Origin of the sequence: Nocardia sp. NBC_00511, from assembly GCF_045161165.1 — a bacterium.
GTDB lineage: Bacteria > Actinomycetota > Actinomycetes > Mycobacteriales > Mycobacteriaceae > Nocardia.
On the sequence record NZ_CP107849.1, the window covers coordinates 3,108,784 to 3,135,507 of the forward strand.

At 67.8% G+C, this 26,724-nt stretch carries 26 protein-coding genes; 8 read left to right on the plus strand and 18 right to left on the minus strand.

Features of this window, described 5'->3' with window-relative positions:
• Positions 1-45: 45 nt before the first annotated feature.
• Complete coding sequence (locus OG300_RS14740) at positions 46-594, plus strand: PadR family transcriptional regulator (RefSeq protein ID WP_405496180.1); 549 nt, start codon at positions 46-48, stop codon at positions 592-594.
• A gap of 21 nt (positions 595-615) precedes the next feature.
• Here OG300_RS14740 and OG300_RS14745 read toward each other — a convergent pair whose 3' ends face one another.
• The 6 genes from OG300_RS14745 to OG300_RS14770 form a co-directional block, all read right to left on the minus strand.
• Positions 616-876 (minus strand): hypothetical protein, encoded by a 261-nt coding sequence (locus OG300_RS14745; protein WP_405496182.1) that lies wholly within the window; start codon positions 874-876, stop codon positions 616-618.
• Between the two features lie 115 nt (positions 877-991).
• Positions 992-1,663 (minus strand): O-methyltransferase, encoded by a 672-nt coding sequence (locus tag OG300_RS14750; RefSeq protein ID WP_405496183.1) that lies wholly within the window; start codon positions 1,661-1,663, stop codon positions 992-994.
• Positions 1,664-1,747: 84 nt separating this feature from the next.
• Positions 1,748-3,469 (minus strand): urease subunit alpha, encoded by a 1,722-nt coding sequence (locus tag OG300_RS14755; protein ID WP_405496185.1) that lies wholly within the window; start codon positions 3,467-3,469, stop codon positions 1,748-1,750.
• Complete coding sequence (locus OG300_RS14760; RefSeq protein WP_405496186.1) at positions 3,469-3,780, minus strand: urease subunit beta; 312 nt, start codon at positions 3,778-3,780, stop codon at positions 3,469-3,471. The genes OG300_RS14755 and OG300_RS14760 overlap by 1 nt, the downstream gene beginning before the upstream one ends.
• A gap of 7 nt (positions 3,781-3,787) precedes the next feature.
• The gene (locus tag OG300_RS14765; protein ID WP_405496188.1) at positions 3,788-4,090 is read right to left on the minus strand and encodes an urease subunit gamma; all 303 of its coding nucleotides are present in this window, start codon (positions 4,088-4,090) and stop codon (positions 3,788-3,790) included.
• A 101-nt stretch (positions 4,091-4,191) separates the two neighbouring features.
• On the minus strand, positions 4,192-4,581 hold the full coding sequence (locus OG300_RS14770; protein ID WP_405498560.1) for a PaaI family thioesterase: 390 nt from the start codon (positions 4,579-4,581) through the stop codon (positions 4,192-4,194).
• A gap of 635 nt (positions 4,582-5,216) precedes the next feature.
• On the opposite strand from OG300_RS14770, the gene OG300_RS14775 reads away from it, so the two are divergent.
• Both OG300_RS14775 and OG300_RS14780 read left to right on the plus strand, forming a co-directional pair.
• Positions 5,217-6,134 carry a hypothetical protein gene (locus OG300_RS14775; RefSeq protein ID WP_405496190.1) on the plus strand — a complete coding sequence of 306 codons (918 nt, stop codon included), beginning with the start codon at positions 5,217-5,219 and terminating at the stop codon, positions 6,132-6,134.
• A gap of 149 nt (positions 6,135-6,283) precedes the next feature.
• The gene (locus tag OG300_RS14780) at positions 6,284-6,826 is read left to right on the plus strand and encodes a methylated-DNA--[protein]-cysteine S-methyltransferase (protein ID WP_405496192.1); all 543 of its coding nucleotides are present in this window, start codon (positions 6,284-6,286) and stop codon (positions 6,824-6,826) included.
• A 25-nt stretch (positions 6,827-6,851) separates the two neighbouring features.
• Here the strand turns inward: OG300_RS14780 and OG300_RS14785 are convergent, their stop codons facing one another.
• Together OG300_RS14785 and OG300_RS14790 are read right to left on the minus strand one after the other, a co-directional pair.
• Positions 6,852-7,370 carry an ester cyclase gene (locus OG300_RS14785; RefSeq protein ID WP_405496194.1) on the minus strand — a complete coding sequence of 173 codons (519 nt, stop codon included), beginning with the start codon at positions 7,368-7,370 and terminating at the stop codon, positions 6,852-6,854.
• 83 nt (positions 7,371-7,453) lie between these two features.
• Positions 7,454-8,578: an FAD-dependent oxidoreductase gene (locus OG300_RS14790; protein ID WP_405496195.1), complete on the minus strand. Its 1,125-nt coding sequence runs from the start codon at positions 8,576-8,578 to the stop codon at positions 7,454-7,456.
• A 97-nt stretch (positions 8,579-8,675) separates the two neighbouring features.
• Here OG300_RS14790 and OG300_RS14795 point away from each other — a divergent pair, with 97 nt between their 5' ends.
• Positions 8,676-9,401, plus strand: coding sequence for a TetR/AcrR family transcriptional regulator (locus OG300_RS14795; RefSeq protein WP_405496197.1), 726 nt, complete (start codon positions 8,676-8,678; stop codon positions 9,399-9,401).
• A 44-nt stretch (positions 9,402-9,445) separates the two neighbouring features.
• Here the strand turns inward: OG300_RS14795 and OG300_RS14800 are convergent, their stop codons facing one another.
• A complete protein-coding gene (locus OG300_RS14800) occupies positions 9,446-12,268 on the minus strand; it encodes a BTAD domain-containing putative transcriptional regulator (RefSeq protein ID WP_405496199.1) in 2,823 nt (940 codons plus the stop codon).
• Between the two features lie 91 nt (positions 12,269-12,359).
• Here OG300_RS14800 and OG300_RS14805 point away from each other — a divergent pair, with 91 nt between their 5' ends.
• Positions 12,360-12,827 (plus strand): nuclear transport factor 2 family protein, encoded by a 468-nt coding sequence (locus tag OG300_RS14805; protein WP_405496201.1) that lies wholly within the window; start codon positions 12,360-12,362, stop codon positions 12,825-12,827.
• A 141-nt stretch (positions 12,828-12,968) separates the two neighbouring features.
• On the opposite strand, the gene OG300_RS14810 is transcribed toward OG300_RS14805, so the two are convergent.
• The gene (locus OG300_RS14810; RefSeq protein ID WP_405496203.1) at positions 12,969-13,979 is read right to left on the minus strand and encodes an ABC transporter substrate-binding protein; all 1,011 of its coding nucleotides are present in this window, start codon (positions 13,977-13,979) and stop codon (positions 12,969-12,971) included.
• A gap of 124 nt (positions 13,980-14,103) precedes the next feature.
• Between OG300_RS14810 and OG300_RS14815 the strand changes: the two genes are divergently transcribed.
• Positions 14,104-14,496, plus strand: a complete 393-nt coding sequence (locus OG300_RS14815) for a PPOX class F420-dependent oxidoreductase (RefSeq protein ID WP_405496205.1) — start codon at positions 14,104-14,106, stop codon at positions 14,494-14,496.
• Positions 14,497-14,566: 70 nt separating this feature from the next.
• Positions 14,567-15,895: a cytochrome P450 gene (locus OG300_RS14820; protein ID WP_405496207.1), complete on the plus strand. Its 1,329-nt coding sequence runs from the start codon at positions 14,567-14,569 to the stop codon at positions 15,893-15,895.
• Positions 15,896-15,924: 29 nt separating this feature from the next.
• Here the strand turns inward: OG300_RS14820 and OG300_RS14825 are convergent, their stop codons facing one another.
• Together OG300_RS14825 and OG300_RS14830 are read right to left on the minus strand one after the other, a co-directional pair.
• On the minus strand, positions 15,925-17,232 hold the full coding sequence (locus tag OG300_RS14825) for a bifunctional o-acetylhomoserine/o-acetylserine sulfhydrylase (RefSeq protein WP_405496209.1): 1,308 nt from the start codon (positions 17,230-17,232) through the stop codon (positions 15,925-15,927).
• Positions 17,233-17,362: 130 nt separating this feature from the next.
• The gene (locus tag OG300_RS14830; protein ID WP_405496211.1) at positions 17,363-18,016 is read right to left on the minus strand and encodes a WHG domain-containing protein; all 654 of its coding nucleotides are present in this window, start codon (positions 18,014-18,016) and stop codon (positions 17,363-17,365) included.
• Between the two features lie 152 nt (positions 18,017-18,168).
• On the opposite strand from OG300_RS14830, the gene OG300_RS14835 reads away from it, so the two are divergent.
• Positions 18,169-18,801 carry an SRPBCC family protein gene (locus OG300_RS14835; RefSeq protein ID WP_405496213.1) on the plus strand — a complete coding sequence of 211 codons (633 nt, stop codon included), beginning with the start codon at positions 18,169-18,171 and terminating at the stop codon, positions 18,799-18,801.
• Here OG300_RS14835 and OG300_RS14840 read toward each other — a convergent pair.
• The 6 genes from OG300_RS14840 to otsB all read right to left on the minus strand — a co-directional run bounded on the left by OG300_RS14840 (position 18,798) and on the right by otsB (position 26,616).
• A complete protein-coding gene (locus OG300_RS14840) occupies positions 18,798-20,492 on the minus strand; it encodes a VWA domain-containing protein (protein ID WP_405496215.1) in 1,695 nt (564 codons plus the stop codon). The two genes, OG300_RS14835 and OG300_RS14840, sit on opposite strands and share 4 nt — an antisense overlap.
• Before the next feature lie 120 nt (positions 20,493-20,612).
• On the minus strand, positions 20,613-21,518 hold the full coding sequence (locus OG300_RS14845; protein WP_405496217.1) for an exonuclease SbcCD subunit D: 906 nt from the start codon (positions 21,516-21,518) through the stop codon (positions 20,613-20,615).
• On the minus strand, positions 21,515-23,215 hold the full coding sequence (locus tag OG300_RS14850; RefSeq protein ID WP_405496218.1) for an ABC transporter permease: 1,701 nt from the start codon (positions 23,213-23,215) through the stop codon (positions 21,515-21,517). Before OG300_RS14850 ends, OG300_RS14845 begins: the two co-directional genes overlap by 4 nt.
• Positions 23,216-23,220: 5 nt before the next feature.
• Complete coding sequence (locus OG300_RS14855; protein WP_405496220.1) at positions 23,221-24,267, minus strand: extracellular solute-binding protein; 1,047 nt, start codon at positions 24,265-24,267, stop codon at positions 23,221-23,223.
• Positions 24,268-24,307: 40 nt separating this feature from the next.
• Positions 24,308-25,327 (minus strand): ABC transporter ATP-binding protein, encoded by a 1,020-nt coding sequence (locus OG300_RS14860; RefSeq protein WP_405496222.1) that lies wholly within the window; start codon positions 25,325-25,327, stop codon positions 24,308-24,310.
• Positions 25,328-25,428: 101 nt separating this feature from the next.
• Complete coding sequence (gene otsB, locus OG300_RS14865; protein ID WP_405496224.1) at positions 25,429-26,616, minus strand: trehalose-phosphatase; 1,188 nt, start codon at positions 26,614-26,616, stop codon at positions 25,429-25,431.
• Positions 26,617-26,724 lie beyond the last annotated feature (108 nt).

The window sequence follows — 26,724 nt, forward strand, 5'->3', positions numbered from 1 at the left end:
CTCACTGATACCGTGTCAACAGCTCCGAGTGAAAGGGATTGCCGGATGGCCGAACTCGGCCCACAGGACCAGATCGTGCTGGGTTTGATCGCCAAACACGGGCCGCTGACCCCCTACGACCTGAAACTCCACCTGGGGGACAGCGTCGAGAAGTTCTGGCCGATCCCGCACGCCCAGCTCTACCGGGTGCCGCCGCGGCTGGCCGAACAGGGACTGCTGCGCGAAGAGGCCGAGGAGGGTGGGCGTCGCCGCCGGGTGTTCCATCTGACCGAGCAGGGCCGGGCCGAATTGGCGCGCTGGCTGGGTGATCCCGTCTCGCCACCCCCGGAGACCCGCGATCCCGCGCAGCTCAAACTGTTCTTCGCCGACCTCGGCGCGCCCGGCGATGTGGTGGCGCTGGCCCACGATCAGGCTGCGCAGCACCGCGAATGGCTCGAGCTCTACCGGGAGCTCTACGCGGAGCTGGGTGCGGACGACAGCGTGCGCGAGGTGTCACGCGCGCGCATTTTGCGGCTCGGCATGGCGCACGAGCAGGCGTACGTGGACTACTGGGAGGAACTGGCCGCCCACCCGGACGGCCCGGCGCGATCCTGAAAACCGCTGTGGCGCGGCCGGTTACGAGGCGGCGACGCTGTCGACGTCGGGAACACGCTCGGTCGAGACGGTCGCGCGCCGGCCGGGATCCGAACCGCCCATCGCATGGTCGGCCTGATAGAAGATGGCCGCGATGAGTCCGACGACCATGACGAGCGCGGCCACGGGGGCCACTGTGAACGCACCGTGCCGCACCCGGGCGAGCGGGCCGCGCCGCGCGCCGGACTCCCCGGGGGCCGGGGACTCCGGCGGCGGGAGGGTCGGATCGTAAGGATCGCTCATGAATCCGACCGTATTGACCAGCCGCTCAGTTGGCTAGCAACGATTTAGCAAACTCTCAGGATCGGGACGGTCTCGATAGGAAAAGCCCAGGTCGAAGCCGCAAGTGAGCTGCGCCTCAATCGTCGTCGCCGAGCACCACGGCGTAGGCGAAACCGTCCCAGCCCTTGCCGCCGACGGTTTGCAGCACGGTGCCGTCCAAACGCGGTTCGGCCGCGATCAATTCGATGACCTCACGGCTGGCCCGCACCGCCGCATCCCCGGAATCGGCGTGCGCGATACCGCCGTTGCGGACCACATTGTCGACGATGATCACCGAGCCCGGACGAGTCAGCTCGAGTGCCGCGCGCACATAGTTCGAGTTGTTGGTCTTGTCGGCGTCGATGAACACCAGGTCGAACGGCTCGGGGCGTTCCGCGGTGAGCACCGGCAGCGAATCCAGCGCCGCGCCCACCCGGATCTCGACGCGCTCGCCCACCCCGGCGCGATCGAGGTTGATGCGCGCCACCTCGGCGTGCTTGGGCTCGAATTCGAGGGTGACCACCTGGCCGGACTTGCCGACGGCGCGGGCCAGCCAGGTGGTGCTGTAGCCACCCAGGGTGCCGATCTCGAGCACTCGGCGCGCCCGCAGGGACTTCGCGATCAAATACAGGAACTTGCCCTGGGGCGGCGAGACGTCGATGGCGGGCAGGCCCGCCGCCGCGTTCGAGCTCAGGGTCTGCGAATCCCCGTTCCCCACCAGGGTTTCCACGAGATAGCGGTCAACGTCTGCCCAGTCCGCGTTGGTCATACGGCCAGTCTGCCACCGGGTGAGAGGCCGCCCCAGCATTGCACGCGACGCGAGAGAAATCGCACAGGTGAGGCGGCCGCCCGGTCAGAACAGGAAATACCGTTGTGCCATCGGCAGTTCCGTGGCGGGTTGTTCGGCCCACACCTCGCCGTCGACGCGCACGGTGAAGGTGTCGGGCTCGACCTCGATGCGCGGCATGGCGTCGTTGCGCGGCATATCGGCCTTGGTGCGCTTACGAACATTGGCCACCGGCACCAGTTTCCGGTTCACCCGCAGGCGTTGCGCCAGACCGTCCTCGATGGCCGCCTCCGACACGAAGTGCAGCGAGGTGCCCGCCGCGACCGCCGGGGACGCCCCGAACATGGGTCGCGGCAGCACCGGCTGCGGGGTCGGGATGGAGGCGTTGGCGTCACCCATGGCGGCCCAGGCGATAGTGCCGCCCTTGAGCACCGCGTGCGGGCGCACGCCGAAGAACGCGGGCTCCCACAGCACCAGATCCGCGAGCTTGCCGACCTCGACGGAACCGATCTCGTGATCGAGGCCGTGCGCGACGGCCGGGCAGATGGTGTATTTCGCGACGTAGCGTTGCACCCGATTGTTGTCGGCGGCACCGTCGCCGGGCAGTGCGCCGCGGCGGCGCTTCATGACGTGCGCGGTCTGCCAGGTGCGCATCACCACCTCGCCGATGCGGCCCATGGCCTGCGCGTCGCTGCCGATCATGGAGATCGCGCCCAGGTCGTGCAGCAGGTCCTCGGCCGCGATGGTGGACGGTCGAATCCTGCTCTCCGCGAAGGCCAGATCCTCCGGGATCGACGGGCTCAGGTGATGGCACACCATGAGCATGTCGAGGTGCTCGTCGAGGGTGTTGACGGTGTGCGGCCGGGTCGGGTTGGTGGAGCTGGGCAGCACGTTGAGATGTGAAGCGACGGTGATGATGTCGGGTGCGTGCCCGCCGCCCGCGCCCTCGGTGTGATACGAGTGGATGGCGCGGCCGCGGATCGCGGCGAGGGTGTCCTCGACGAATCCGGCCTCGTTGAGGGTGTCGGAGTGCAGCGCCACCTGCACGCCCGCCGCGTCGGCGACGGTCAGGCAGGCGTCGATGGCCGCGGGGGTGGTGCCCCAGTCCTCGTGCAGTTTGAATCCGGCCGCGCCGCCGCGCAATTGCTCCCACAGCGCCTCGCCGCGCACCGTGTTGCCCTTGCCGAGCAGCACGATGTTCACCGGCCAGGAGTCGGTGGCCTCGAGCATGCGGCCCAGATGCCACGCGCCCGGGGTGACCGTGGTGGCCTTGGAGCCTTCGGCGGGTCCGGTGCCGCCGCCGACCAGGGTGGTGATGCCGGAACCGATGGCCTCGTCGAGGATCTGCGGGCAGATGAAGTGCACGTGGCAGTCGATGGCGCCCGCGGTGACGATGCGGCCGTTGCCGGAGATGATCTCGGTGGACGGTCCGACCACCAGGTCGGGATGCACGCCGGTCATGGTGTCCGGGTTGCCGGCCTTGCCGATGGCGCTGATGCGGCCGTCGCGAAGACCGATGTCGGCCTTGATGATTCCCCAGTGATCGACGATCACCACACCGGTGATGACGGTGTCGGGGGTGCCTTCGGCGCGGGTGGCGCGGGCCTGGCCCATGGATTCGCGCAGCACCTTGCCGCCGCCGAAGACGGCTTCGTCGCCCGCGAGTCCCGGTCCGCCGCTGCGGTCCTCGGTGATCTCGATGAGCAGATCGGTGTCGGCCAGGCGGATTCGGTCGCCGGTGGTGGGCCCGAACAGTTCGGCGTAGCGGGCACGGGACAGTTCGGCCATCAGGCGTCCAGCTTTCCGGGTGGGGTGAGGCTGATTCCGTGCACCTCGCGGTCGCCGCCCAGCGGAACCAGCGAAACCCGCTGTCCCAGACCGGGTTCGAAGCGCACCGCGGTTCCGGCCGGGATGTCGAGGCGGCGGCCGTGGGCTGCCTCCCGATCGAATTCCAGGGCCGTGTTGGCCTGCGGGAAATGCACGTGGGAGCCGACCTGAACCGGACGGTCACCGGTGTTGACCACGTCGAGTTGGATGCGGTCGGCACCGGAATTGAGCTCGATAGTGCCTTCGGCACACAGGTATTCGCCGGGAATCATCGCCGCGTCATCCGATCGGGTGATGGACGGTGACGAGCTTGGTGCCGTCCGGGAACGTGGCCTCGACCTGCACGTCGTGAATCATCTCCGGGATGCCGTCCATGACGTCGGCGCAGGTGAGCACGGTACGACCCGAGGCCATCAACTCCGCGACGGTGCGCCCGTCGCGCGCACCCTCGAGCACGTGATCACTGATCAGCGCGACCGCTTCCGGGTGATTGAGTTTGAGTCCACGGGCCTGCCGCCGCCGGGCCAGTTCGGCCGCATAACTCAGTAGCAGGCGTTCCTGCTCGTGCGGCGACAGTCGCATCGGACTCCTCGTCGAATCGCGGTTTCGGGGTCGTCGGCCATTCTGGCACGACCCGCGTTACCAGCATGTTTCGCCGATATCAGAGCCTGCCGAACGATGAATCAGCCCTGCGCGCCGAGGTTCTGAAGCCGCACCTGCCCCCGAGCCACAGTCCGGTCCTGCTCATCGGTGATCACCACAACCCACAACTGCTGCGACCGCCCCCGATGCACCGGCGTCGCCACCCCGGTCAACTTCCCCTCCCGCACCGCACGAAGGAAGTCGGTGTTGTTGTTCACCCCAACCACAGTCCCCCGATCCCCCAGCCACACACTCCCCGCCACACTGGCAAGCGTCTCGATGACCGTGCAATACACGCCCCCGTTCACGATCCCGGCAGGCTGAAAAAGCTGCGGCGTAACCACCCACTCCCCAACCGTCCGATCCGGCCCGAGCTCAGTGAACTTGAACCCGATGAGATCGCTGAAGGTCCCCGCGCTGAACTTGTTCATCAGGTCTGGCGTCACGTCCGCCATGGACTTGATCGAGGAGAAATCTGCGTGCTCATCGGAGGTCATATCTGGAGCTTAGCCAGCACCTGATTGACGGATTGAACAGACTGGTACAGCCCGATTCCCGCAGGTCCCGGAAGTTCACCGGCCGACCGATCCTCCGGCTGGAGGGAAGTCACGCGATGGAGGCACAGCCCAGCGGGCGTAGGTCTGCTCAGGGATCACGGTGATTACGTCCATCTGATGTACCAAGGCCCCCGGAATCTCCCCACCTTCGAAGTGTTCCGGGCCCGGGCTATCCAGGTATCCAAGGCTGAGAGGGACTATTTCGGTGGACTTCCGTCCCTCGATTGAGCTGCTACGGGAGGTCACCCTGGGCGGCGTGCCAAGGGCAGCGAAGGGCACAGTCGTAGTCGACAACTTCTTCATGTTCGACAACCGCTTGGTCAAAGTCGAAGGACACTCGGCGGGTATCCAGGCGATTGATCCGCGAAGCAACGGATTCCAGGAACGATGGCTAGGTCTTCTCAGCACCGGCGGTCCTGGTCTTCTCGGGAAACGTGTCTCGGCGCGATAGGTTGAGATGGGCTGTGTCAGCAGTCATTTCGGTGCTGTCGAATGGAAGCTAGACGGTCGTGAACAACGAGGAACTGTCGGCGGCGGCACGTGAGATGTGTGCGGCGATCGAGAACAGTGTCGGCGGAGCCGCGAAAGGGCTTGGGCGGGTATCCGAGCCGATGGCGGCGGAGCTGCGGAACGTGTCGATCACCGCTACCTCGGACGATGCGGTGATCGGGGAGGTGGTCGCGGGAGCCTCCGGTGGGCCGCTCGCGGAGCGCGGTTCGCCGATGCTTTCTGTGGACGAGTTCAGCGAACAGTGTGTCGCCGCACGGCGACTCGGGCCGCCGGACGCGGTCGCGGTCTGGTCCAGCGCCAACAGTGATCTGACGCTTTTCGAGTATCCTGGCGGACTTCAGGCCGTCGAGAAATACGGGCTCACCAGAGACGAACGGGATGCCGAGGTGCTCGTATCGGCGGTTGGTCACGCCATGGGCGCACCCGTGCCCCCGGTGATACCGCTGGCCGAGGACAGCGTGGTCATGCCGTGGCTGCCGGGGCAGCTCGTCGGAATCACCCGCGAGGACCGCTGGGGGTTCGAGGCCATGCGCGCCGCCCGGGACAACCCCGACGCACAGCGGCTGGGCATGCTCGATCTGGTGGTCAACAACTGGGATCGCAGTACCAACTGGCTACTCGACAGCGCTACCAATCGAATTCACGGGTTCGACCATGCCTTCGCCTTCAATCGGCCAGTGTCGCCCTCCGACAATCCGTTCGCCGAACTGTTCGCCACCGGGTTACGCGAGGGCGGCGGGCCCGATCCATACCTGTGGATCCCGGACAACCCGCTGCTGAGCCGCTCACAACTGACCGAGGCACAGCACAACATCAGCGCCCTCCGCCCGACGTTCGAGTACTACGGTCGGCTGGACTGGCACACCGGAGTTCTGACCCGTTTGCGCAGCATGATCGCCAGCGCCGGCGCACCCTGAAACGAAGCAGTTGCCACTTAGGTAAGGCTGCCCTACACTGAGGTCGGCGCTTGGATCGAGTGAGGCCCGGAGGGCTGCCGCGGCCCCCGATCCACTGCCGGCGGTGGGTTCCATGGAGTTGAATTCCTTGGAGCCCACCGCCCTTCGATTTGCGGTCAGGCCGCGGCGGCGGGGATGATGCCGAGCTGCGGGTCGAGGTGGCCTACACCACCGTCGACTCCCCCGTCGGCACACTGCTATTGGCAGCCACGACAAAGGGATTGGTCCGTGTCTCCTATGCCTGCGAAGACCACGACCGGGTCCTCGACAGTCTCGCCCAGCAGCTCGGTTCCCGAATCCTGCGCGCACCCGGCCGCCTCGACGAGACTGCCCGCGAGCTCGACGAGTATTTCGCCCAGCGCCGCAAGGCTTTCGACGTGACCTTGGATCTGTCGCTCCCCCATGGCTTCCGGCAGCTCGTGCAGCGGCACCTGCCCGCGATCGGATACGGCCAGACCCGCAGTTACGGCCAGCTCGCCGAGTCGGTCGGCAATCCGAAGGCCGTGCGGGCGGTCGGCACCGCGTGCGCGAGGAACCCACTGCCGGTCATCGTGCCGCGCCATCGGGTCCTGAAAGCCGATGGCAGCCTCGGCGGATATGTCGGCGGCCCCGACGCCAAGCGCGCCCTACTCGCTCTCGAATCCTCGTCCTGACCAGCAACTCTCACGATTGCCGTGCTCAGGCCTCGCGTCGAGCTCGCCGAAGCGCCACCTGCATTCGCGCGATGTAGAGCGGTGTCGGTGGCACCCAGCCGAGCTGAACAGCCTGGCCGAGATCGTCGCGGTTCGCCCAGTGTTCGATGAGTTGACCGGCACTGAACCGGCACCAATGACTTTGCGTCACTGCGAAAGTCTTGCCGGTCGCCGGGAAAGCCTGTGCGGGGCGAGCGGTTTCGTCGTAGACGATGAAGGGTCCGATCTGGCGTCCGGACATCGTGGTGTGGACGGCGATCAGGTCGCCGGTACCGACGATGTCGTGGATTTCCCAGTGCAGGTCAGCGAACGCACTGCGCAGCCACAGGGCGCTGGCCCAGGTTCCGGCCGGGCCCTGCTGTCGTGCGGCGGGCGGTTCCGCCTTGCTCTCCCGGTTGACGGCGGCGGGGTGGACGAGTTCGTCGAACTCCTCGCGGGTGCCGTCGCCCATCATCCGGATGCAGCGCACCGCGATTTCCTGAACCCCCGAGTAGGTGTCGGCCATGGCTGTCGTACCCCGTTCCGGTCGTGGTCGTTGCATTCGCCGCGACCGTAGGCAGGTCGGATTTCACCAGGATTACACCGAGATCAGGACAGTTTCGCTTCAGGGGCGAAGGCGGGCAGCTTCTCGAGACTGCTGCGCACGGCTTCGGCACCGTACTCGAACATTTGACGCTCGTACTCGTCGACCGCGCCGAGCAGGCTCTGCTGACCGTGATCGGCCTCGATCAGGCAGCGGCGCAACAGGTCCGCGTCGCGCAGCGCGGTGTTCGCGCCGTTGCCACCGGTCGGGGAAGTGGCGTGGATGGCATCGCCGAGCAGGGTGACCGGGCCGGACGCCCAGCGCGCACCGGGCTTGACCACGCGAATGGACAGCAGGGTGCTGTTGTCCGGGTCGGCCTGCTCGATCAGGGCGCGCAACTCCGGATGCCAGCCGTCCATCCTGGACAGCACGGCCTCCTGCGCGGACAGGTCTTCCAGCGAACCGTTCGGCGGCAGGATCATGGCCCAACGCACGTAATCGCCGATGTCGGGCAGGGTGACCTCGGGGGCGAGCTGTTCGGCGGCCTGCTTGGGCGGGGTGCGGAAGCGCATCGCACCGAGCAGCAGGCTGACGCCGTCGCCCGCAATCTTCGAGCCGTAAGCCTTTGACAGGCTGGCGAATTCGTCGGTCAGCGGGGTACGGCCGATGACGAAGCGGACACCGGTGTCGGTCGGGACGGTCTGCGGGGACAGCACGCCGCGCACCGCGGAGGTGACGCCGTCCGCTCCGACGAGCAGGTCCGAGGTGACCGGGTCGCGGCGGGTGAACCGGGCCTCGACCTTGCCGTCGGGCAGTGCGTCGTAACCGGTCAGGGCGGCGTCGGTGTGCACGGTGAGGCCGGTCAGCAGCAGGTGTCGCAGCACCTGCCGGTCGACGACGATGCCGGTGCGGCCCGCGCCGAGTTTGCCGATCTCGTTGAGTTGCGGGTCCAGGATCAACTGCTCGGCCGAGGCCTCCATGACGATCTCGTCGAGCAGCGGGTGCCAGCGCGTCGGCAGGCAGTCGCGCACCGACTGGAAACCGATGGGGTTGAGCACCAGCCGGTAGCCCTGGAACCGGGCGACAATGCCGGGGTCACGCTCGAAAACGTCGACTTCGATGCCGGTACCGCGCAGACCCTGCGCGAGAGCCAGACCGCCGAGACCTGCTCCGACTACGGAAACTCGCATCACGCACCTCCAGGAAAACGAAACGAACTAAGTTCGTCTTGACGATCTAAGTTCTACTTGACGAACTAAGTTCGTGTCAAGAGCTATAGTGGTCGGCATGCCCGTCGATCCCCACCGACGCCGCGCTTCTCGCCACGCTCAACCCACTGCCGAGACCGCCGCGCCCACGCCACGTAAGCAGCCGATCACCGTCGATCGCATCACGGACGCCGCGCTCGAGGTGGTCGCCACCGAGGGGTACGACGCGCTCACCATTCGCCGGGTCGCCACCGTGCTCGGCACCGGCCCGTCGTCGCTGTACGCGCACATCGTCAACAAGAACGACATCGACGATCTGCTGATCGGCCGGCTGTACGCCGAAGTCGTTCTCCCCGAACCGGATCCGAATGCCTGGCGCGAACAGCTGACCGGGGTCTACACGCAGATCCGCGACCTGTACCTGAAATACCCGGGGGTCTCGCGCGCCGCGCTGGCCATGGTGTCGACCAATCTGGAGACGCTGCGGGTGGGCGAGGGCATCCTGGCGATCCTGTTCGCGGGCGGCATCGAACCGCGGACGGCCGGATGGGCCCGCGACGCGTTGTCGCTCTATGTCAGCGCCTACGCGCTCGAGCAGTCCCTGGTCCAGCAGCGACGCCGCAGCGAGGACCAGGAGTGGGTGCTCAGCCAGGAGGAGTTGCTGGACCGGTTCAGCGCACTGCCCGCCGAGAAGTACCCGCAGACGCGGCAGTACGCGGCGGAATTGATTTCCGGCACCGGATCCGAGCGCTTCGAGTTCGCCCTCGGTCAGCTCATGAACAATCTGCGACCCGCATCCGACTGAACGGCGCGGCCGAAACTCCTTGCGCCGAACGATGAATGCGGTTGCTACACCGGCAGGTCAGCGACCGATGTGGTGAACAAGACGATCATCTCCGGCCACGCTGGAGCGGGGCCGCTGAGTGGCGACATGTCGAATGTCCGTCGAACCCGTTCCACCAGTTCGGGTCCCGCGAAACCGAGGTAGCGGAACGGGTCGGTGCCGAGGCGTTCGGCATGGGCGGCGACGGCGGCGTAGAGCCGGTTCGCGGTATCGGTGACTCCGATGCGTGCCAGCCCGTAGGCACCGGCGAGGACCGCGGCGAGTTCGTCGGAGAAGTTGGGCTGCTGCTCGAACGAAATCACCGCGCGCACCAGCAGATTCAATGCGTCGCGCACGGTCCCGGGACGGGCGTCCGGGTCGGCCAGCAGACACCAGGCCAGTAGTAGATCGGTGATGCCCGCGCCCGAGGTGAATCCGCTGCGCGCGCTGATCTCGTGCGCGCGGGTCAGCGTGGCCACGGCCCGGGCGTGGTCGCCGTCCTGGAATTCGACGATGCCGATCCCCCACAGTGCGGCGGCCTGCAGGTACGGCGGGGCGTCGCGACGGGCGCAGGCATCGGCGAAAGCGGTGGCGGCGTCACGCAGTTCTACGGCATTTCCCAAGTCCGCCAAGGCATTACAGCGGCGCAGATGCGCTTCCAGGAGGAGGACGTCGTGGGCGGGATCGGTATCGTAGAGCAGGGCGAGCGCGTCTTCCGCGTAGGCGAGTGCACGCTGCGGCGATCCGGTGTGCGCCGAAGTCAGCGACAGCGCCACCGAGGCGCGGGCCCGGTCGGCATCCGGAGCATCGGGGCAGGCGGTGAGGGCCGCGTCCAGCAGGCGAGCGCCTTCCGGCACGACACCCGCGCTCACCCACAGGTAGGCGAGTGCGCCGGTGCTCCGAAGTGCTTGCAGCGGTGCGTGTTCCAGATCGTGGGCGATGCCCGCGCGCAGGTTGGGCAGTTCGCCGGTCAATGACCGCACCGCTTCGGGCAGGCGCGGTCCCGCCATCAGGGAGACCTGTTCGGTGATGTAGTGGCGCACCCAGGCGGCGTGCGCGGCCAGTGACGCTTCGGGGTCTGTGTCGAGTTGGCGGCAGTAACGCCGGATGGTTTCGAGTAGCCGGTAGCGAGCATGCCCGGAGGTGACATCAGCGGTCAGGACGGACCGGTCGACCAGCGCGGCCAGACCCGCGAAGGTGGCACCGTCGGCACTCGGATCGCGGACGGATTGCGCTGCCTGCCAGTCGAATCCGCCCTCGAAGGGCCACAGTCGCAGCAGGAAGGCACGGTCGGTGGCGGGCAGCTGATCGATGCTCCAGCCGATCGCGGCGTCCAGGGAGGCGTGCGGCGAGATCGATCCGTGCGGAGTCCGGCCGAGCACGTCGAGGTGTTCACGCAGTCGCTCGGCGAGATCGGCCAGTCCGATGGAACGCGTTCGGGCCGCGGCCAATTCGATGGCCAGCGGTAGCCCGTCCAGGGCAGCGCAGACCGCGCGGGCGGCGGTGAGGTCGGTGGCGCTGGGCCGCCAGCCGACGCGATGAGCTCGGGTTCGATCGAGGAACAACTCCACTGCGGCACTGTGCTCGTCGTCGACCGCCAGCGGCGGCAATGCCAGCAGCTGTTCGCCCTCGATCCCGGTCGGCTGACGGCTCGTCGCCAGAATTCGCAGCTGCGGGCAACAGGTCAGCAGGATCAGGACGGTCTCGGACAGGTCGTCGAGGAGATGTTCGCAGTTGTCGAGGATCAGCAGACCGGGCCGGTCCCCCAGTGCACGCGCGATCGCGGCCGGGGAGTCGGTCGCGATCTGGGTGAGCCCCACCGCCGCGGCAATGCCGGGCGCGATCCCGGCGGGTGCGCGCGTATCGGCCAGCCGCACCAGCCAGGCGTCGGCCTTACCTGCGGCGTATTCGATTGCCAACCTGGTCTTTCCGACACCGCCGGGCCCGACGATGGTGGTCAACCGTGATTCGGAAACCATGTCGTGCAACAGGATCGACTCGTGGCGGCGACCGACGAATCGGGTTCGCGGCGGCGAAATCACCGGCCGCGTTTCGCGAGGGACGGGCACGGACTCGGGGCGCGGCAACGGTTGCGGGGGAAGCAGATCCGGATCGTGCGCGAGCAGCCGATGTTCAAGCTCCTGGAGCGCGGGGCCAGGTTCCACTCCGAGTTCGTCGATGAGCATGCCGCGGACCCGGCGCAGCTCTGCCAGCGCCTGGGCCTGCCGACCGGTGCGATAGAGCCCCAACGCCAGCAACTCCCAACGGCGTTCACGGAACGGCACCTCGATCACGGCTTCGCTGAGTTCCGCGATCGCGCGGGCGGTGTCGCCGGTCGCCAGCCGCGCCGCCTGCAACTCCTCGACGGCGACGGCGCGTAACTCGTTGAGCCGGGCGCGAATTCCGGCCACGTGCACCGATTCGCCGAGCTCGGTCCACGGCGTGCCCCGCCACAGCGCCAGGGCTGATTCCAACCCGGCGGCCCCGCCCACCGCGTCACCATCGCCCAGCGCCTTCCGGCCCTGTTCGATCAGGCGAACGAATTCCCCATGATCGGTCGATTCCGCCGGAACCGCGAGCCGGTAACCTCCCGGCGCGGATTCCAGGCAGCCACGCCCCCGCGCGCCCAACGCGGTCCGCAATCGGTGTACGACCACCCGGATCGCATTGACGGTTTCCTCGCCCGGCTCGGCATCCCACACCAATTCCGCGAGCGCGAAATTGGATACCGGTACACCGCCGGTCGATGCCAGCGCGGTCAGCAATCGTCGCGGCACCGGGCCGCCGAGGTCGACCGAACTGCCGTCGACCTCGATCTCGATCGGGCCCAATATCCGGCAGAAGATCACCCGTGCACGATATCGGAGCCACCGGCAACCAGCGGGACGCCGTCTTCCCCGCCTGTAAGGCAACTGAAACGACAAACTGTCAGCGTGGGGTATGTGGCTCGACCCCGCCCCGGGCGATTCGGCATCCGTCGATGACATTCGCATAGTGACCGACCTCCACCATGACCTGACCTGCGGTGATCTAGACCGTGTCCGCCCGGTGATCGCATCCGAATTCATGATGCGCCAATCCACCCGATTACCCTGGGGCGGAAGCTATTACGGCCCGGACGGCTTCTTCGAATTCCACCTCCGCCGACTCGGCTACCTCGACACCCGATTGTCCATCGAGCAGCTCTTCGACGCCGGTGACCGCATTGTGCGAGTCGGCACCACGCACGGCGTAATTCGCGCGACCACCACCCCACTGCGATGCAGCCAGGTCGATGTATTCACGCTCCGCGACCGCAAGCTGATCACCTACACCACGCTCCTGGACGCACCCGCCCTGCTCACCGCCCTCGAGCAATCCGGCATGACACGGATCGGTGAGATCGATCCCGAGAGTCGGCCACGGTGAAGGCACTTCGTCGCAGAGATCTCGTTCACGATCGAGCCGTCCGGCGCGAACTACATCACATGATGTTCGTTGCGCGGTCCGGGGGCTGACAGAGATGGCGCACCGGCCCGGAGATCGACGCCATGCTCACCGAGCAGCCACCTAGGTTGCCGGGCGCAGTGCGGTGGCGAGGCGTTCCAGCAGGGGCGTGGTGCCGGGGTGTGAGAACCGGTAGACCGGGGACCACGGTGTGATTCGGTTGTCGCGCACGGCCGGTAGCGATCGCCACACCGGGTTCGCCGCGAGGGCGTCTGATTGCAGGGCGGTGGAGCGGTCGTCCAGGAGGATCAGGTCCGCCTGGTATTTGTCGGCGTTCTCCCAGCTGAGGGCTTCGAAGGTGCCGCCCGCGTCGACCTTGTCGGGGACGACGATGTTCACACCCAGTTCGCGAAAGTAGCCGAGATCGGACGAGATTCGAGGGTCGGCGATGTAGAGCAGGTTGGGTGCGCCCGAGGCCGCGAGCACTCGCACACCCGGATTCGCGGTGGCGGCCGCACGGACTGCCGACGAGGCCGCCTCGAAGCGATCGCGGTCGCTCACCATCGCGGGTGCGCCGAGGTCCGCACCCAGACCCTGGGCGAGTTGCGCGTACCGCTCGATCGTGAGGGGCATCGAGCGGTGCGCGGCGGCGATGGCCACCACGTTCGGATTCACCGTGAGCAGCTTGGTCTTTCGGTCGTCGGGCACGTACCAGAGGGCTCCGTCGCCGTAGGTGTCGGTGACGAGCAGGTCCGGTTCGAGCATGGCGTATCGCTCGACATCGAATTCGCCCCAACGGTTTCCGAGCACGCGCACCCGTCCGAGGTCGAGGTTCCCGGCGAGTTCGGATCGCGCGCCCGAGGCGGTGGTCGCGTCACCGAACACTCCGACGAGTCGGTCCTGCAATCCGTAATCGGCAAGTACGGCAGCTGATCCGGTGAAGGCGACGATCCGCGACGGGCGTGCCGCCAGACCCAATTCCACACCGCGGTCATCGGTGTAGCGCCACGCGTCGCCCTGGCCCTCGGCCGGATCATCGTTGCGCGCACAGCCGGTCAAGGCGGCCAATCCGGCCATCGACATGCCCAGCAGCATGCTTCGCCGCCCGATCCGCGGTGAGGTCTCCGGCAGCATCGATCCATCCCTTCGGCAGGCACAAACGGCAACGACACAGCTACCCTGCCTCAATCATCAGAAATTATGCAAGCCTTACCTAATAGACAGCCTCCGGGACGCAACGGGACTACTGTTCGGACACATGGCACCGACCTTCGACGACGTGTATCGCGAGAAGTACCTGCTGCTGACCACCTACACCAAGGATGGCACCCCCAAGCCGACCCCGGTCTGGGGTGTGCCCGACGGTGACAAGCTGCTGATCATCACCGACGACGGGTCCTGGAAGACCAAGCGGATCAACAACACTCCGCGCGTCACCATCCAGAAGTGCGGGGTGCTGGGCAAGGTCAAGGGTGAGCCCGTCGAGGCCGTCGCCCGCATGCTGCCCAAGTCCGAGACCCGGCGCGTCTTCGACAAGATCATCAAGCGGTACTGGAACCACGCGTTCTACTTTGTCCCGCAGGCGATCCTGCGCGGCGGCATCGACAAGGTGCACGCCGCCATCGAGGTGCGGGCGCTGCCCGCGGACTGACGCCCCGCAAAGCCGCTGCCCCGAAAAGCTAGGGCAGTCACAAGATCGAGCCACCAGCCACGATGGCAGGGTGTCCCCCACTCAGGTATCGCTGCGCGAACTGCCGCACCTCGGCACCCGCCACCTCGGGCAGATCGGTGGCCTGCTGCGCCCCGGAACCCACGCTTCCCCGCTGCTGGAATTCGGGGAACGGTTCGTCATCACGCCCCCGGGGTTTCCGGCCATGCTCGTCACCCACGACATGGACGATGTGCGCGAGCTGTTCGCCAACCACGAGGACTTCTCGGTCGGACAGGTGCTGAGCCGGTTCTCCAGCCACGACATGATGTTCGGCAAACAGTCGCTGATCTTCCTCGACGGTGAGGAGCATCGCCGCGAACGCCGCCTGTTCGGACCGCCGTTCCAGAGCAAGGCATTACGGTCCTACGAAGACCTCATGGTCGAGGTGGTCGAACGGGAACTGCCGAAGTGGCCGGTCGGCGAACCGTTCGAATTCCTGACCGCCGGCTACGACCTGGCCATCGGGGTGCTGCTCGGCGTGGTGTTCGGTGCTGTCGCCGAGGAGCGCCGAGACCGGTTGCGGCAGGCGGTGATCGGATGGTTCGGGGAGATCGAGAGTCGCGGCTTCCTCGCTGTCACCCTGATCACGCCGCTGATCGGCGGCTACACCCTGCCGTATCCGCCGCTGCGCCGCCGTCAGGACGAGGTCGACGCAGTCATCCTCGAGGAGATCGCCGCCCGCCGGGTCGCTCCCGATGGTGGATCCGATCGGCGCGATGTCCTATCGCGTTATGTCGGAACCGAATTGGATCAGCACGACGATGTGGCCCTGGCTCGCAATATGCGCGGCATCCTGCTGGGCGCCTACGAGACGACCGCGATCACCCTCGGCTGGATCGCGGCCATGCTCGCCGCCCATCCCGAGGCCATGGCCGAACTCGACACGGCGATCGACGCGGGCGACGACGGCCGACTGGACGAATACCTCGACGCCGTGGTGGCCGAAACCATGCGCCTGCGCCCGGTTTCCCCGTTCACCGGTCGCCGGGCACTGCGCGACACCGTGATCAATGGCGTCGCAATTCCCAAGGGCGCCATAGTGATCGTCCCGATTCTGCTGATCCACGAATCCCCGCAGCACTACAAGGATCCGCTGACCTTCCGCCCGGAACGCTTCCTCACCGACCGCCCCAACGGCCACACCTGGCTGACGTTCGGCGCGGGCGCACACCGCTGCCTCGGCGCGTCCTTCGCGCTGGCCGAGGCTCGCATCCTGTTCCGCACCGTCCTGCGACAGCGCCGCATCGCCGCCATCGACGGCCCGATCGAAGCCCCACGCCGCTTCCACACCGGACTCAGCCCGGCCGACAACGCCAGAATCACCCTGCTCCCCCGCTGACCGGACCCGGAGATCAGCCCCGAAGCCGGTCAGGAGGCGGCGGCGAAACCCGTACGCAGGTCGGCGAGGATGTCTTCGATGCCCTCGATGCCGACCGCCAGCCGCACCAGGCCCGGAGTCACACCCGCCGCCAACTGCTCTTCCGGGGTCAACTGGGAGTGGGTGGTCGAGGCCGGGTGGATGACCAGGGAGCGGACATCACCGATATTGGCGACGTGGCTGTGCAGGGTGAGGGCTTCGACGAAACGCTTACCCGCGTCGATCCCGCCCGCCAGTTCGAAGCCGATGATGGCACCGGCACCCTTGGGCGCCAACGCCTTTCCGCGCTCGTACCACGGGGACGAGGGCAGGCCCGCGTAGGCGACCGAGCTGACTTCCGCACGCGCGCTGAGGAACTCGGCGACCGCCTGGGCGTTGGCGACGTGGCGTTCCAGGCGCAGGCTGAGGGTCTCCAGGCCCTGGCTGATGAGGAAGGCGTTGAACGGTGAGATCGCCGAACCCAGATCGCGCAGCAGCTGCACGCGGGCCTTGAGGGCGTAGGCGGGCGCGCCCAGATCGGCGTAGACGACGCCGTGGTAGCTGGGGTCGGGTTCGGTGAATCCGGGGAAACGTCCACTGCGCCAATCGAAGGTGCCGCCGTCGACGATCACGCCCGCGATGGCCGCGCCGTGCCCGCCCAGGTACTTGGTCGCCGAGTGCACGATGATGTCCGCGCCGTGCTCGAACGGCTGGATGAGATACGGGGTGGCGACCGTGTTGTCGACGATCACCGGAATCCCGGAAGCGTGCGCGACCTCCGCGATGCCGGGGATGTCGAGAATGTGGTTCTGCGGGTTGGAGATCGTCTCGCCGTAGAAGGCCTTGGTGTTCGGGCGGATCGCCGCGCGCCACTGCTCGAGGTCGTCGGGATCCTCGACGAAGCTGACCTCGATGCCCAGCTTGGGCAGCGTGTAGCGGAACAGGTTGTAGGTGCCGCCGTAGAGCCGCGGACTGGACACGATGTGATCACCGGCCTGCGCGATATTGAGGATCGCGAAGGTCTCCGCCGCCTGCCCCGAGGACAGCAGCAGCGCGGCCACACCGCCTTCCAGCGCGGCGACGCGCTGCTCCACCGCGTCCTGGGTGGGGTTCATGATCCGGGTGTAGATATTGCCCGGTTCGGCCAGCCCGAACAGCGCGGCGGCGTGCGCGGTGTCGCGGAAGGTGTAGGAGGTGGTCTGGTAGATCGGCAGGGCACGGGCGCTGGTCGCGCCGTCGGGGGTCTGCCCCACATGGATCTGCTTGGTTTCGAAACTCCAAGTGGCGGAGGGATCTTCGGGCAGCGCGGAATCGGTCATCGGGGCCTCCGGACGTCGCGGGCGGGTGTCGTCACTCCCCGGCAAGCTACGACTCCGCCACTTGCGAAGACCATGGTTGCGCTCGCCGTGAATACAACGCTGCGGGCGCGGGCGATCTCGTAGCGTGCCGTCACCGCGGCCGGTCGGCCACCAGTGCGTTCAACTCCTCGGCGAACAGCAGGGCCGGATCGAAACCCATTCCGGCGAAGTGGCCCGCGAGTTCGAGGGACAGCACGCCGTGCAGGCGCGTCCAGACGGAGATCGCGCGATGCAGGGTCGCGGCCGGAACGGAATGCCCTGCGGCCCAAGCACGATGGCGCTCGAGGTGAGTGTCGAACGGTGTCGCCGGGGCGCTCGACGGCAGCGCGGCGCACGCCTCGATCAGAACCGCCATGATCTCCGAGGAGATGGCGGTGGTGTCCTCGGGGGCGTGATAGCCGGGGACCGGTGTGCCGTAGACGAGGAAGTAGCGGTGCGGGTCGTGTAGCGCCCAGTCGCGGATGGCGTGCGCGACGGTGGTGAGGTCGCCGGGGTCGAAGGCGGCGCGGACCGCGTCGGCGAGGCTGCGGTAGGCGTCGCGGATCAGTTCGGTGATGAGGTCGTCGCGGCTGGCGAAGTAGCGGTAGAGGGCGGGGCCGCTCATGCCCACCTGTTTGGCGATCGCGTTGAGCGACAACGCCGATGCGCCCGCGGCCGCGATCTGCTGCCGGGCACAGTCCTTGATCTCGGCCCGCATCTGCTCGCGATAACGCTCGCGGGGACTCCGCACACTCGGCTCCGACACGAATTCTTCCTCTCTCACCTGCACACTCTGCCCTTTTGGTTAGAGGCTATCACTTTCGCTCTTGCATCTCACCGAGATCGGTTATAGGTTATAACTGAAGCAAGAAGCACTAACCGCTCATCCCGAGCGGCTCGATCAGAGGGAGCAGAGCAATGACCGTCACTCGCCAGTCCGGCACCAACCACCGACGCACCCGGGCCGCTTTGATCGGAATCGCCTCGGCCACAGCGATACTCGGCGCGACCACCGGACCGGCGCACGCCGACGGCCCCGCGAATCAGGCCCCGCTGTCGTGCGAGGGGCAGACCATCGATACCGCCGCCCCGATCCACTACCGGACCGAGGCACTGATCAAAGCCCCCGTCGACAAGATCTGGAACCTACAGACCGATGTCGAGCGCTGGCCGTCCTGGCAGCAGCCGGTCGCCACCATGCAGCGCCTGGATCCCGGTGCGCTGCACCCGGGTTCACAGTTCCGCTGGACCACCCCGGTCCCCGCCACCGCGACCACCCCCGCCACCACCCTGTCCATCACCTCGACGGTGCAGCAGATGCAGCCGCAGCAGTGCATCCGCTGGAGCGGACCGGCCCTCGGCGACGGCATGAACATCGACGGCGGCATCCACGTCTGGACCTTCACTCCGGTCGACGGCGGCACCCTGGTCCGCACCGAGGAGAACTGGTCCGGCGCACAGGTCGAAGCCGACGTCCCGACCTCCACCTACTTCCTCGGCGCGGGCCTGGAAGCCTGGCTCACCAACCTCCGTGCCGCCGCGGAGAACTAGCGCAGAATGCCCGCGGAGCCGGCCGCGCGCAGCCAGTCCGGGAACTCCGAGAGCAGGCTGGAGTACAGGTCGCTGTCGGAAAGGCGGTCGATGTCATCGATGGCGAAAAAGCCCGCGTTGTCGACGACCCGGCCGCTCATGGTGTCGAGCTCGTGCAGGATGCCGAAGTTGTTGCGGCCCAAGCCGATGAACTGCCAGAAGGCGCGCTCACGGGAGGCCTTCTGCATGAGCTGGGTGATGGGCTTGCGTTTGTGGAAGCCGCCGTCGGTGAAGAACAGCACCAGGGTGGGCTCGGGGTGACGCTTCAGCGATCCGAGAATGTCGTTCATCACCGGCAACTCGTTGTTGTAGCCGCCGATATTGCGGTAATCGATACCGCCGTGAACCCCGTTGAGGTGCAAGAACTCCGCGCACCACTGGTCGGCGTGCTCGATGACGATATCGGGGAGTTTCGCGAAGTTCGCACCGTAGAGGTACGGCTCGAGGCTGCCGTCGTCGTCGAGTTGAATGGCGACGGGGATCATCCGCTCCACCACCCGGTGCACGACCTGGGTCTGATACAGCTGACTCATGCTGAGAGTCTTGTCGATGACCAGCACCACCCGCGCCCGCACATCCCCGGCACCGGCCTTCGCCAGCACCTTCACCACTTCCCGCTTACGCAGGTCCAGCTTCTGCCGCTTCTCCAGCGACAACGCCTGCTCGCCCTTGACCATCCGGACAGCGGGCGCGGACGGAACCTGCCCTGCCGCAGGCGGATACCCGGCAGGCGGCGGATATCCGCCAACCGGAGCCTGATTCGCTGACGGCGGTGGGTACCGCCCGGCAGGCGGCTGACCCGAGGGCGACGCGTAACCACCAACCGGCGCTTGTCCCGGAGGCGGCGGGTATCCCCCGACCGGAACCTGATTCGCTGACGGCGGTGGGTATCCACCAACCGGAGGCTGGCCCGACGGCGGCAGATAGCCGCCCAGCGGCGTTTGGCCCGAGGGCGGCGGGTATCCCCCAGCGGGACCCGAAGGCGGCGGGAACCCGCCCGCGGGCTGCGGCGCATAGCCCGAACCTTGCCCGCTGGGCGGCGGTGCGTACCCCGGAGCTTGCCCGGCCGGCGGCGGATACTGCCCGGCCGGAGCGTGATTCACCGGCGGAGGGGATCCAGCAGGCTGGGCTTGGGATGTGCTCGAGGGTGCGTCGTCGACTGTCACACCGTGATCGGTGACGAGGTCGGCGAAGCCACCGGCGTAGCCCTGGCCGACGGCGCGGATCTTCCACTGGCCACCGCGGCGGTACAGCTCGACCGCGATGACGACCGTCTCCGGGCCCAGGCCCTCGATCCGGTACTGGCACAGCGGGTTTCCGGCGCGGTCGGTGAGGGTGGCGGTCGGGGCGGGGAGGCGGCCGAAGCTGCTGTTGGCGTCCTCGAGGGTGAGGACGGCGCGGATCCGCTCGATGGCGGGCGGGACCTGCGCGAGCGAGACCGCCAGGGCCCCCGGCGTTCCGGGGAGCAACTGGACTCCGGGCGCGGCGGGCTGGTTGAAGAATACGAAGTCCGCGTCGGAGCGGACCTTGCCGGACTCGGTGACCAGCAGGGCCGAGACATCGGCGCCGGTGATGCCGTCGACGCGAACGACCACGTCGTCCCCGGTCACCGGCAGGTTCTGGCCTTTGACCAACTGTGCTGCATTACTCATGGTGTCCTCGTCCCATCCGCGGCCTTCAGCGTATCGCCACTCGCGGCGCTGTTCAGGGTGAAAGCTGTTGCCCGGCAGCACCGGGCGGGAAGGCCCAGACCAGCACCGACCGGCGACCGCTCAGTTGCCGCCGACCGTGAAGCCCGGATAGTGCCGGGCCGCCTCCCGAGCGGACGCCAGCAATCCGGGTGGCCCGTGCAGCGTCCAGATGACGGCCCGGGCGGCGGCCGGGTAGTCGGCGAACTGTTTCCAGATCTCGGATTCGGTGTCCGCGGTGAGGGTTTCGCGGATCACCGGGCTGGTGTCGACGGGCGTGACCGTCAGGATCTCGTCGAAGTCGAGTTCGAGGTACCCCCGCGGTCCGGTCTCGGATTTGCGAGCGGGGTGCGGATTTCCGGCGTACGCGACCGTAGGCACGGCGCTCACGGTGAGCCGCTGATGGACGTGACCCAACGCCCAGTAGTCGTAGTCGGCACCGGTGAGCGTATCGGCACCGGTCGGCGCGCAAGGGCGGCGGCTGTCGCGGCCGTGCAGGCTGGTGTGCAGGATTCCGACATTGGTCCAGCCCGATTCGGCGCGCGGATAGCCCGCAGCGAGGTCGCGCAGTTCGTTCGGGTCGGCCACGGACTGTGCGTGCACGGCGATGCCGAGGTCGGGCCAGTGCCGGGTAGCCACCTGCTCGGCGGGTGCGACCCAGCAGGTCGGCGGCGGCCGAAGCTGTTGTCGCAGTGGCGATTCGGCATCGTGATTGCCCCAGGCCAGGGCCACCCGGATCCCGGCGTCGTGCAGATCGTCGAGGGCGGCCTGCGCGGTGGCCAGCGCCCGCACTGTGCCCTCGTGACGGTCGAAGAGATCACCCGCGAGCAGCACGCCGTCGTATCCGCCGTCGAGCAGACGCCGCAGCAGGGCAGCGAAGGCCCGGTACGCCTCCTCGATCGGGTCGATGGCCGCCGCCCCCGGATACTCGGGGACCGCCCGCAGCCGGGCCCCGAGATGCACATCGGCGACGTGCGCGAGCCGGGTCATCGGGTGCGCTTGTCGCTCAGCCGGTTTCGCCACCACTCCAGGACGACCAGCACCGCCGTCGACCCGAGCACGCCGATCACGGTCATGGCCATGGCCTCGGCGCGATGCCCCTGATCGAACTGCCCGAGAATCCACGGCGAGAGCAGTTGCAGCGAGGACGGCCGGATCATGGAGGAGGCCACCACCTCACGCACTCCGAGCAGGAATGCCAGCAGCCAGCCCGCCACGATGCCGGGCATGAGCAGCGGAATGGTGATGCGCCACAGCGTCTGCCAGCCGGTGGCCCCGGCGGCCGCGGCGGCTTCCAGGAGTTCGTCGTCGATGGCCGCGTAGGCGACCTTCACGTTCTGCAACACCATCGGCAGGGTGATGACCACGTAGGCGAGCACCACCATGGCGCGAGTGTTGTAGGGCGTGATCGGCAGCCAGGGCGCGTTCCACAGGAAGATGAATCCGATGACGAGCACGATGGTGGGCACGATGTCGGGTGCGATTCCGAGCAGGTCGACGCCACGGCCCGTGGCTGCGCGCGCCCGATTGCTCGCCCCGCGCCGCACGATCACCATGGCGCACAGCACCGCCAGCACCGTCGCCAAGGTGGCCGCGATCAGCGCGAGCGTGACGCTGTTCTGCAACGCTTCCAGACCGCGCCCGGGCCGCAGCACCCGCGTGAAGTAGTCGAACGTGAGATTGTTCAACCCGGGTGGCTTGGAGCGCAGAATCGTCATGGCCCCCAACAGGATCGACACGTACGGCACCACGATCGACACCAGCAGTACGAGGGCGATCCACAGCCATCCGGGCACCGCCCACCAGCCCGCCTCGACCCGGGTACGCCGTGCCACCCGCCCGCCGAACGGCACTTCGCGGCGACTCACCCACTGCTGCAATCCCCACACCGTCATACCGAGGGTGAGCAGCACCGTCGACAGGGCGGCGGCGCGCGGAAAGTTCAGCGGGTCGATCGTGACGTTGCCGTAGATCTCCGACACCAGCACCGGGAAGCCGATCCGATTGCCCAGTGTCACCGGGGTGCCGAATTCGCCTGCGGCCCTGATGAACACGATCAGCGCACCGAGTCCGTAGGTCGGGGTTAGCAGTGGTGCGAGCACCAGCCGCAACCGCTGACCCACCGACGCCCCGGCCACCGCCGCCATCTCGTCGACCGAGGCGGGCACAGCGTCGAATCGATTGCGCAGCAACAGATACAGGAAGGTGAAGATCTCGCACGCCATGATGGCGGCCATCCCCACCGGCGACTCCACCACCGAGCGCACCACCGCGCCGAACGGTCCCAGCCAGTGATCGCCCAGGCCGTTGACGCGGGTGAAGTCCAGCCACGCCATGGCCGCCACGTACGGCGGTGTCAGGAACGGCACCATCACCGCGATATCGATCCAGCGGTGCCGCCGCAGCCGGGTCCACGACATGAGGAAGGCCAGCGGGGCGGCCATGGCGGTCGCGATGACCACCACCAGCACGCCCAGCAGCACCGTATTGCCGAGGATGCGCAGGTTGCGGGCGTCCAGCAGCTGACCGAGGGCCGACGGCTGACCGTCGTATCCGGTGACGGCGCGGATCAGGACGGCCGCCAGGGGCGCCGCGACCGCCACCACCAGCAGTGCAAGCAGCGCGTAAGCGCCTGCGCCGGAACGGCTTCGGGTGGCCGGTGCGGCCGGGTGGAGCTCGGTGGTCACGCGCCTCAGCCCAGGTATCGCTTGGTGAACTCGTCGAGCACGCTCTTGCCGTTGGCCTGCACCTGATCCCAGGTGAAGGTCAGCTGCTTGATGTCGCCGTAGGGGCGGGTGCCGGGCGCGGCGGCCACGTCGGTGCGGCCCGGAATCATCTTGCGGCTCGCGGAGATCTGCTGAGCCTGCGGCGAGAACATGAAGTCCTCCAGCGCTTTCGCGGCCGTCGGGTTCTTGGTGCTCTTGACGATGAACACCGGGCGCGGGGTGATGGTGGTGCCGGAGGCCGGGGCCACCACCTGCAGCGGTTCGCCCTTGTCGACGGCCGCGTAGGCGGAGTAGTCGACGCCGCCGAGCACCACGGCGTGCGAGCCCGCGGTCACGTCGTCGAGGGCGGGACCGTTGGCGCCGTGCACGGCCATGCCATTGGCGAAGAGCTTGTCGAACAGCTCCCAGGTCTTGTCCTTGCCCCAGGCGGCGACCATGGCGGCGACCAGGTCACGGGCGGTGCCGGATTCGCGCGGGTCCGGCATGATCACCTTGCCCTTGTACTCGGGCGCGGCCAGATCGGCCCAGTCCTTGGGCGAACCGGGCGACACCTTGGTGTTGACCACGATGGTCAGCGCCGAACCGTCACGACCGGTGTAGGCGTCATCCTTTCCGGCCCAGCCGGTTTGGATCTTGTCGGAGTCCTGCGGCTTGTAGGCCAGGGTCCTGCCGTCCGCGGCGTACTTGGCGACCGGGGTCCACGACGCCAGGTAGACGACGTCGGCCTGCGGGTTCTGCCATTCGGCATCGAGTTTCGCGGTGATCTTGCCGGTCTCGCCGCCGAAGACGTTGACCTTCACGCCGGAGGCCTTGGTGAAGGCCGCGACCAGGTCGTCGGTGAGTTCCTGCGGGTTGGCCGAGTACAGGGTCAGTTCCCCGGACAGTCCGGCCGGGGCGGTCCAGGTGGAGGTGGGGGCGGCGGCCGGGGTAGCGTCGTCGGCCTTGCCACATCCGGCGAGCACCAGTGTCGACGCGAGCGCGGCCGCGGCGAAGGCACGGCGGGACAAAGACATTGGAATGGTTCCTTTCGAACAGGATGGTGCGGCGAGCAGGTCAGGAGGCGGGGGTGATGACATCGGCGGCGTCCAGGCCCAGCCGCAGCTCGGTGCCGGGCGCGTGCGCGGAGGGATGCGGCACGATCCACGGCCGATCGACGCCCGCGACCTCGCAGTGCAGGTGGTAGGCGCCGCCGGTGAACACCACCGAGCGGACCGTGGCGGGCAACACCGTTGCGGCGGAACCGTTCCCGTTGGTGGCGTCAGCCGCGCCGGTGAGCACCCGGACCCGTTCGGCGCGCACTCCGCCCCCGTCGGGCAGCGGGTTGAAGGTGCCGACGAATTCGGCGACAAAGGTGTCAGCCGGGCTGTGATACAGCTCCTCCGGGCGACCGGCCTGCAAAATACGCCCGGCCCGCATCACCACGATCCGGTCGGACATGCTCATCGCCTCGGCCTGATCATGGGTCACGAACACCGTCGTGACACCCGATTCGGTGGTCAGCGAACGGATCTCGGTGCGCATCTGCTCGCGCAGCGTGGCATCCAGCGCCGAGAGCGGTTCATCGAGCAGCAGCAGCGCGGGCCGCGCCACCAGTGCGCGCGCGATGGCCACCCGCTGCTGCTGGCCACCCGAGAGCTGATGCGGCATCTTGCCCGCGGCCGCCGCGAGTTCGACCCGCGCCAGCGCGTCGGCCACCCGCCGCTCGATATCCGGACGTTCGACACCGGTAACCCGCAGCGGGAAGCCCACATTGGCGGCGACGCTCAGATGCGGCCACAACGCCAGATCCTGGAACACCATCCCCAACCGGCGCGCCCGCGGCGGCGCGAACACCCCCGCCGCGGTATCGCACACCGTCTCGTCGCCGAACCGGATGCGCCCCTGCTGCGGCCGATCCAACCCGGCCAGCAACCGGAGCAACGTCGACTTCCCGCAACCGGAAGGCCCCAGCACGGAAAGGAATTCACCCGGCTCGATGATCAGGTCCGTCGGCAACAGGCCGGTCCCATCGGCATAGGTACGGGACAGCCCCGTGACCTCGATTCGCGCGCCGGTGCGCTCCGGTTCCTGCATTTCGCAGACCGTAGGCAGCGATTCTGACCTGATGGGGCGTGCCCGGTGAATAGTGAGTGACTTTTCCGGTCACCGCCACTGGTTTGCGCCTACCCGCCCTGCTACACCGAACCCGTTGCGGCCCCCTCCGGCAACTGCGACGCCAACTTCTCCAGGAAGACGCGCACAGCGGTTGGATCGGCGAGGGCGTAGCGGGCGGCGGTGGGGCGGTCGCCGTCCTCGTCGTGACCGACGACCAGGGCGAAACCGGTGGATTCGACTGCGTCGAAGGCGTCTTCGTCGGTGAGGTCGTCGCCGATGTAGAGCGGCACCCGCGGATCGGTGAGGCGGGCGAGGATCCAGTGCAGGGCGGTGCCCTTGTCCCAGTCGATATCCGGACGCAGCTCGATCACCTTGCGGCCGCCGGTGACCCGCAGGCCGTGCGCGCGGGACAGCTCGTGGACGGCGGAGATCACCGCGCCGACGCGGGTGGGATCGGCCTGACGGTAGTGGACGGCGACCGCGAAACGCTTGTGCTCCACCCGGATTCCGGGGATGTCGGACAGGCGCGAGGACAGTTCGGCCGCGGCGTCGGCGAGGGCCCGTTCGGCCCCGGGGGCCGTGTCGTGGATGTGGGTCGAACCGTCGGGGGCGAGTAGTTCGAAGCCGTGGCAGCCCGCGTACCAGAGACCCTCGACCCCGACCCGGTCACGCAGATCCTCGAGTTCGCGACCGCTGATCACCGCGACCGGGCACCGCTTCGACAGCCGCGCCAGCACCTGATCCGCGCCATCGACCAGGACTGCCGCACCGGGATCGGGGACGACCTCCGAGAGGGTGCCGTCGAAATCCAAGAGCACGACCAGCTTTTCGGTGTCGCCGACCTCGAGGCCGGACTCGGCGTCCAGCGCGTCCGGCACCTCCGACATGCGCTGGAATCCGGCGCGCAGCCGCACCTGCGCGAGATCCTCGACCACCGCGTCCGCACCGCGCGCGATCAGCGCAGCGGCGTGGTCACCGCGATCGACCGCGATCACCAGCCCGAAACCGCCCGCCCGGGCCGCCCCCACCCCGGCCTCGGCGGCCACCACGACCACGGTGCGCGCCGGATCCGCACCCACACGGCGGGCGGCCGCGAGCAGCATCACCGGATCCCGGGTAGCCGAACACACCCGGACCCCCAGACCCGCGGCCCGCAACTCGCGCTCCAGGCCCGCCGTGCTGTCGGCGACCATTCCGTCCGTATCGAAGATCACCGCATCGTAGGACCGCGAATCGATCAGGGGCACAGCAGTTCTGCTCTCGCTCACAGCGTCCAGCGTGGGCCGATCTTGCACCGGCAACAAGGGGCGGAGCTTTTCACCCTGGTCATCCGGTGACTTTCGGCCTTATCGGCCACGGTTTTCCGCGACTATGTT

Excerpts from the sequence above, each read along its gene's own strand:
- OG300_RS14740 (WP_405496180.1), top strand. The coding sequence starts at position 46 with ATGGCCGAACTCGGCCCACAGGACCAGATCGTGCTGGGTTTGATCGCC.
- OG300_RS14745 (WP_405496182.1), bottom strand. The coding sequence starts at position 876 with ATGAGCGATCCTTACGATCCGACCCTCCCGCCGCCGGAGTCCCCGGCC.
- OG300_RS14750 (WP_405496183.1), bottom strand. The coding sequence starts at position 1,663 with ATGACCAACGCGGACTGGGCAGACGTTGACCGCTATCTCGTGGAAACC.
- OG300_RS14755 (WP_405496185.1), bottom strand. The coding sequence starts at position 3,469 with ATGGCCGAACTGTCCCGTGCCCGCTACGCCGAACTGTTCGGGCCCACC.
- OG300_RS14760 (WP_405496186.1), bottom strand. The coding sequence starts at position 3,780 with ATGATTCCCGGCGAATACCTGTGTGCCGAAGGCACTATCGAGCTCAAT.
- OG300_RS14765 (WP_405496188.1), bottom strand. The coding sequence starts at position 4,090 with ATGCGACTGTCGCCGCACGAGCAGGAACGCCTGCTACTGAGTTATGCG.
- OG300_RS14770 (WP_405498560.1), bottom strand. The coding sequence starts at position 4,581 with ATGAACAAGTTCAGCGCGGGGACCTTCAGCGATCTCATCGGGTTCAAG.
- OG300_RS14785 (WP_405496194.1), bottom strand. The coding sequence starts at position 7,370 with ATGGCCGACACCTACTCGGGGGTTCAGGAAATCGCGGTGCGCTGCATC.
- OG300_RS14790 (WP_405496195.1), bottom strand. The coding sequence starts at position 8,578 with ATGCGAGTTTCCGTAGTCGGAGCAGGTCTCGGCGGTCTGGCTCTCGCG.
- OG300_RS14795 (WP_405496197.1), top strand. The coding sequence starts at position 8,676 with ATGCCCGTCGATCCCCACCGACGCCGCGCTTCTCGCCACGCTCAACCC.
- OG300_RS14805 (WP_405496201.1), top strand. The coding sequence starts at position 12,360 with ATGTGGCTCGACCCCGCCCCGGGCGATTCGGCATCCGTCGATGACATT.
- OG300_RS14810 (WP_405496203.1), bottom strand. The coding sequence starts at position 13,979 with ATGCTGCCGGAGACCTCACCGCGGATCGGGCGGCGAAGCATGCTGCTG.
- OG300_RS14815 (WP_405496205.1), top strand. The coding sequence starts at position 14,104 with ATGGCACCGACCTTCGACGACGTGTATCGCGAGAAGTACCTGCTGCTG.
- OG300_RS14825 (WP_405496209.1), bottom strand. The coding sequence starts at position 17,232 with ATGACCGATTCCGCGCTGCCCGAAGATCCCTCCGCCACTTGGAGTTTC.
- OG300_RS14835 (WP_405496213.1), top strand. The coding sequence starts at position 18,169 with ATGACCGTCACTCGCCAGTCCGGCACCAACCACCGACGCACCCGGGCC.
- OG300_RS14840 (WP_405496215.1), bottom strand. The coding sequence starts at position 20,492 with ATGAGTAATGCAGCACAGTTGGTCAAAGGCCAGAACCTGCCGGTGACC.
- OG300_RS14845 (WP_405496217.1), bottom strand. The coding sequence starts at position 21,518 with ATGACCCGGCTCGCGCACGTCGCCGATGTGCATCTCGGGGCCCGGCTG.
- OG300_RS14855 (WP_405496220.1), bottom strand. The coding sequence starts at position 24,267 with ATGTCTTTGTCCCGCCGTGCCTTCGCCGCGGCCGCGCTCGCGTCGACA.
- OG300_RS14860 (WP_405496222.1), bottom strand. The coding sequence starts at position 25,327 with ATGCAGGAACCGGAGCGCACCGGCGCGCGAATCGAGGTCACGGGGCTG.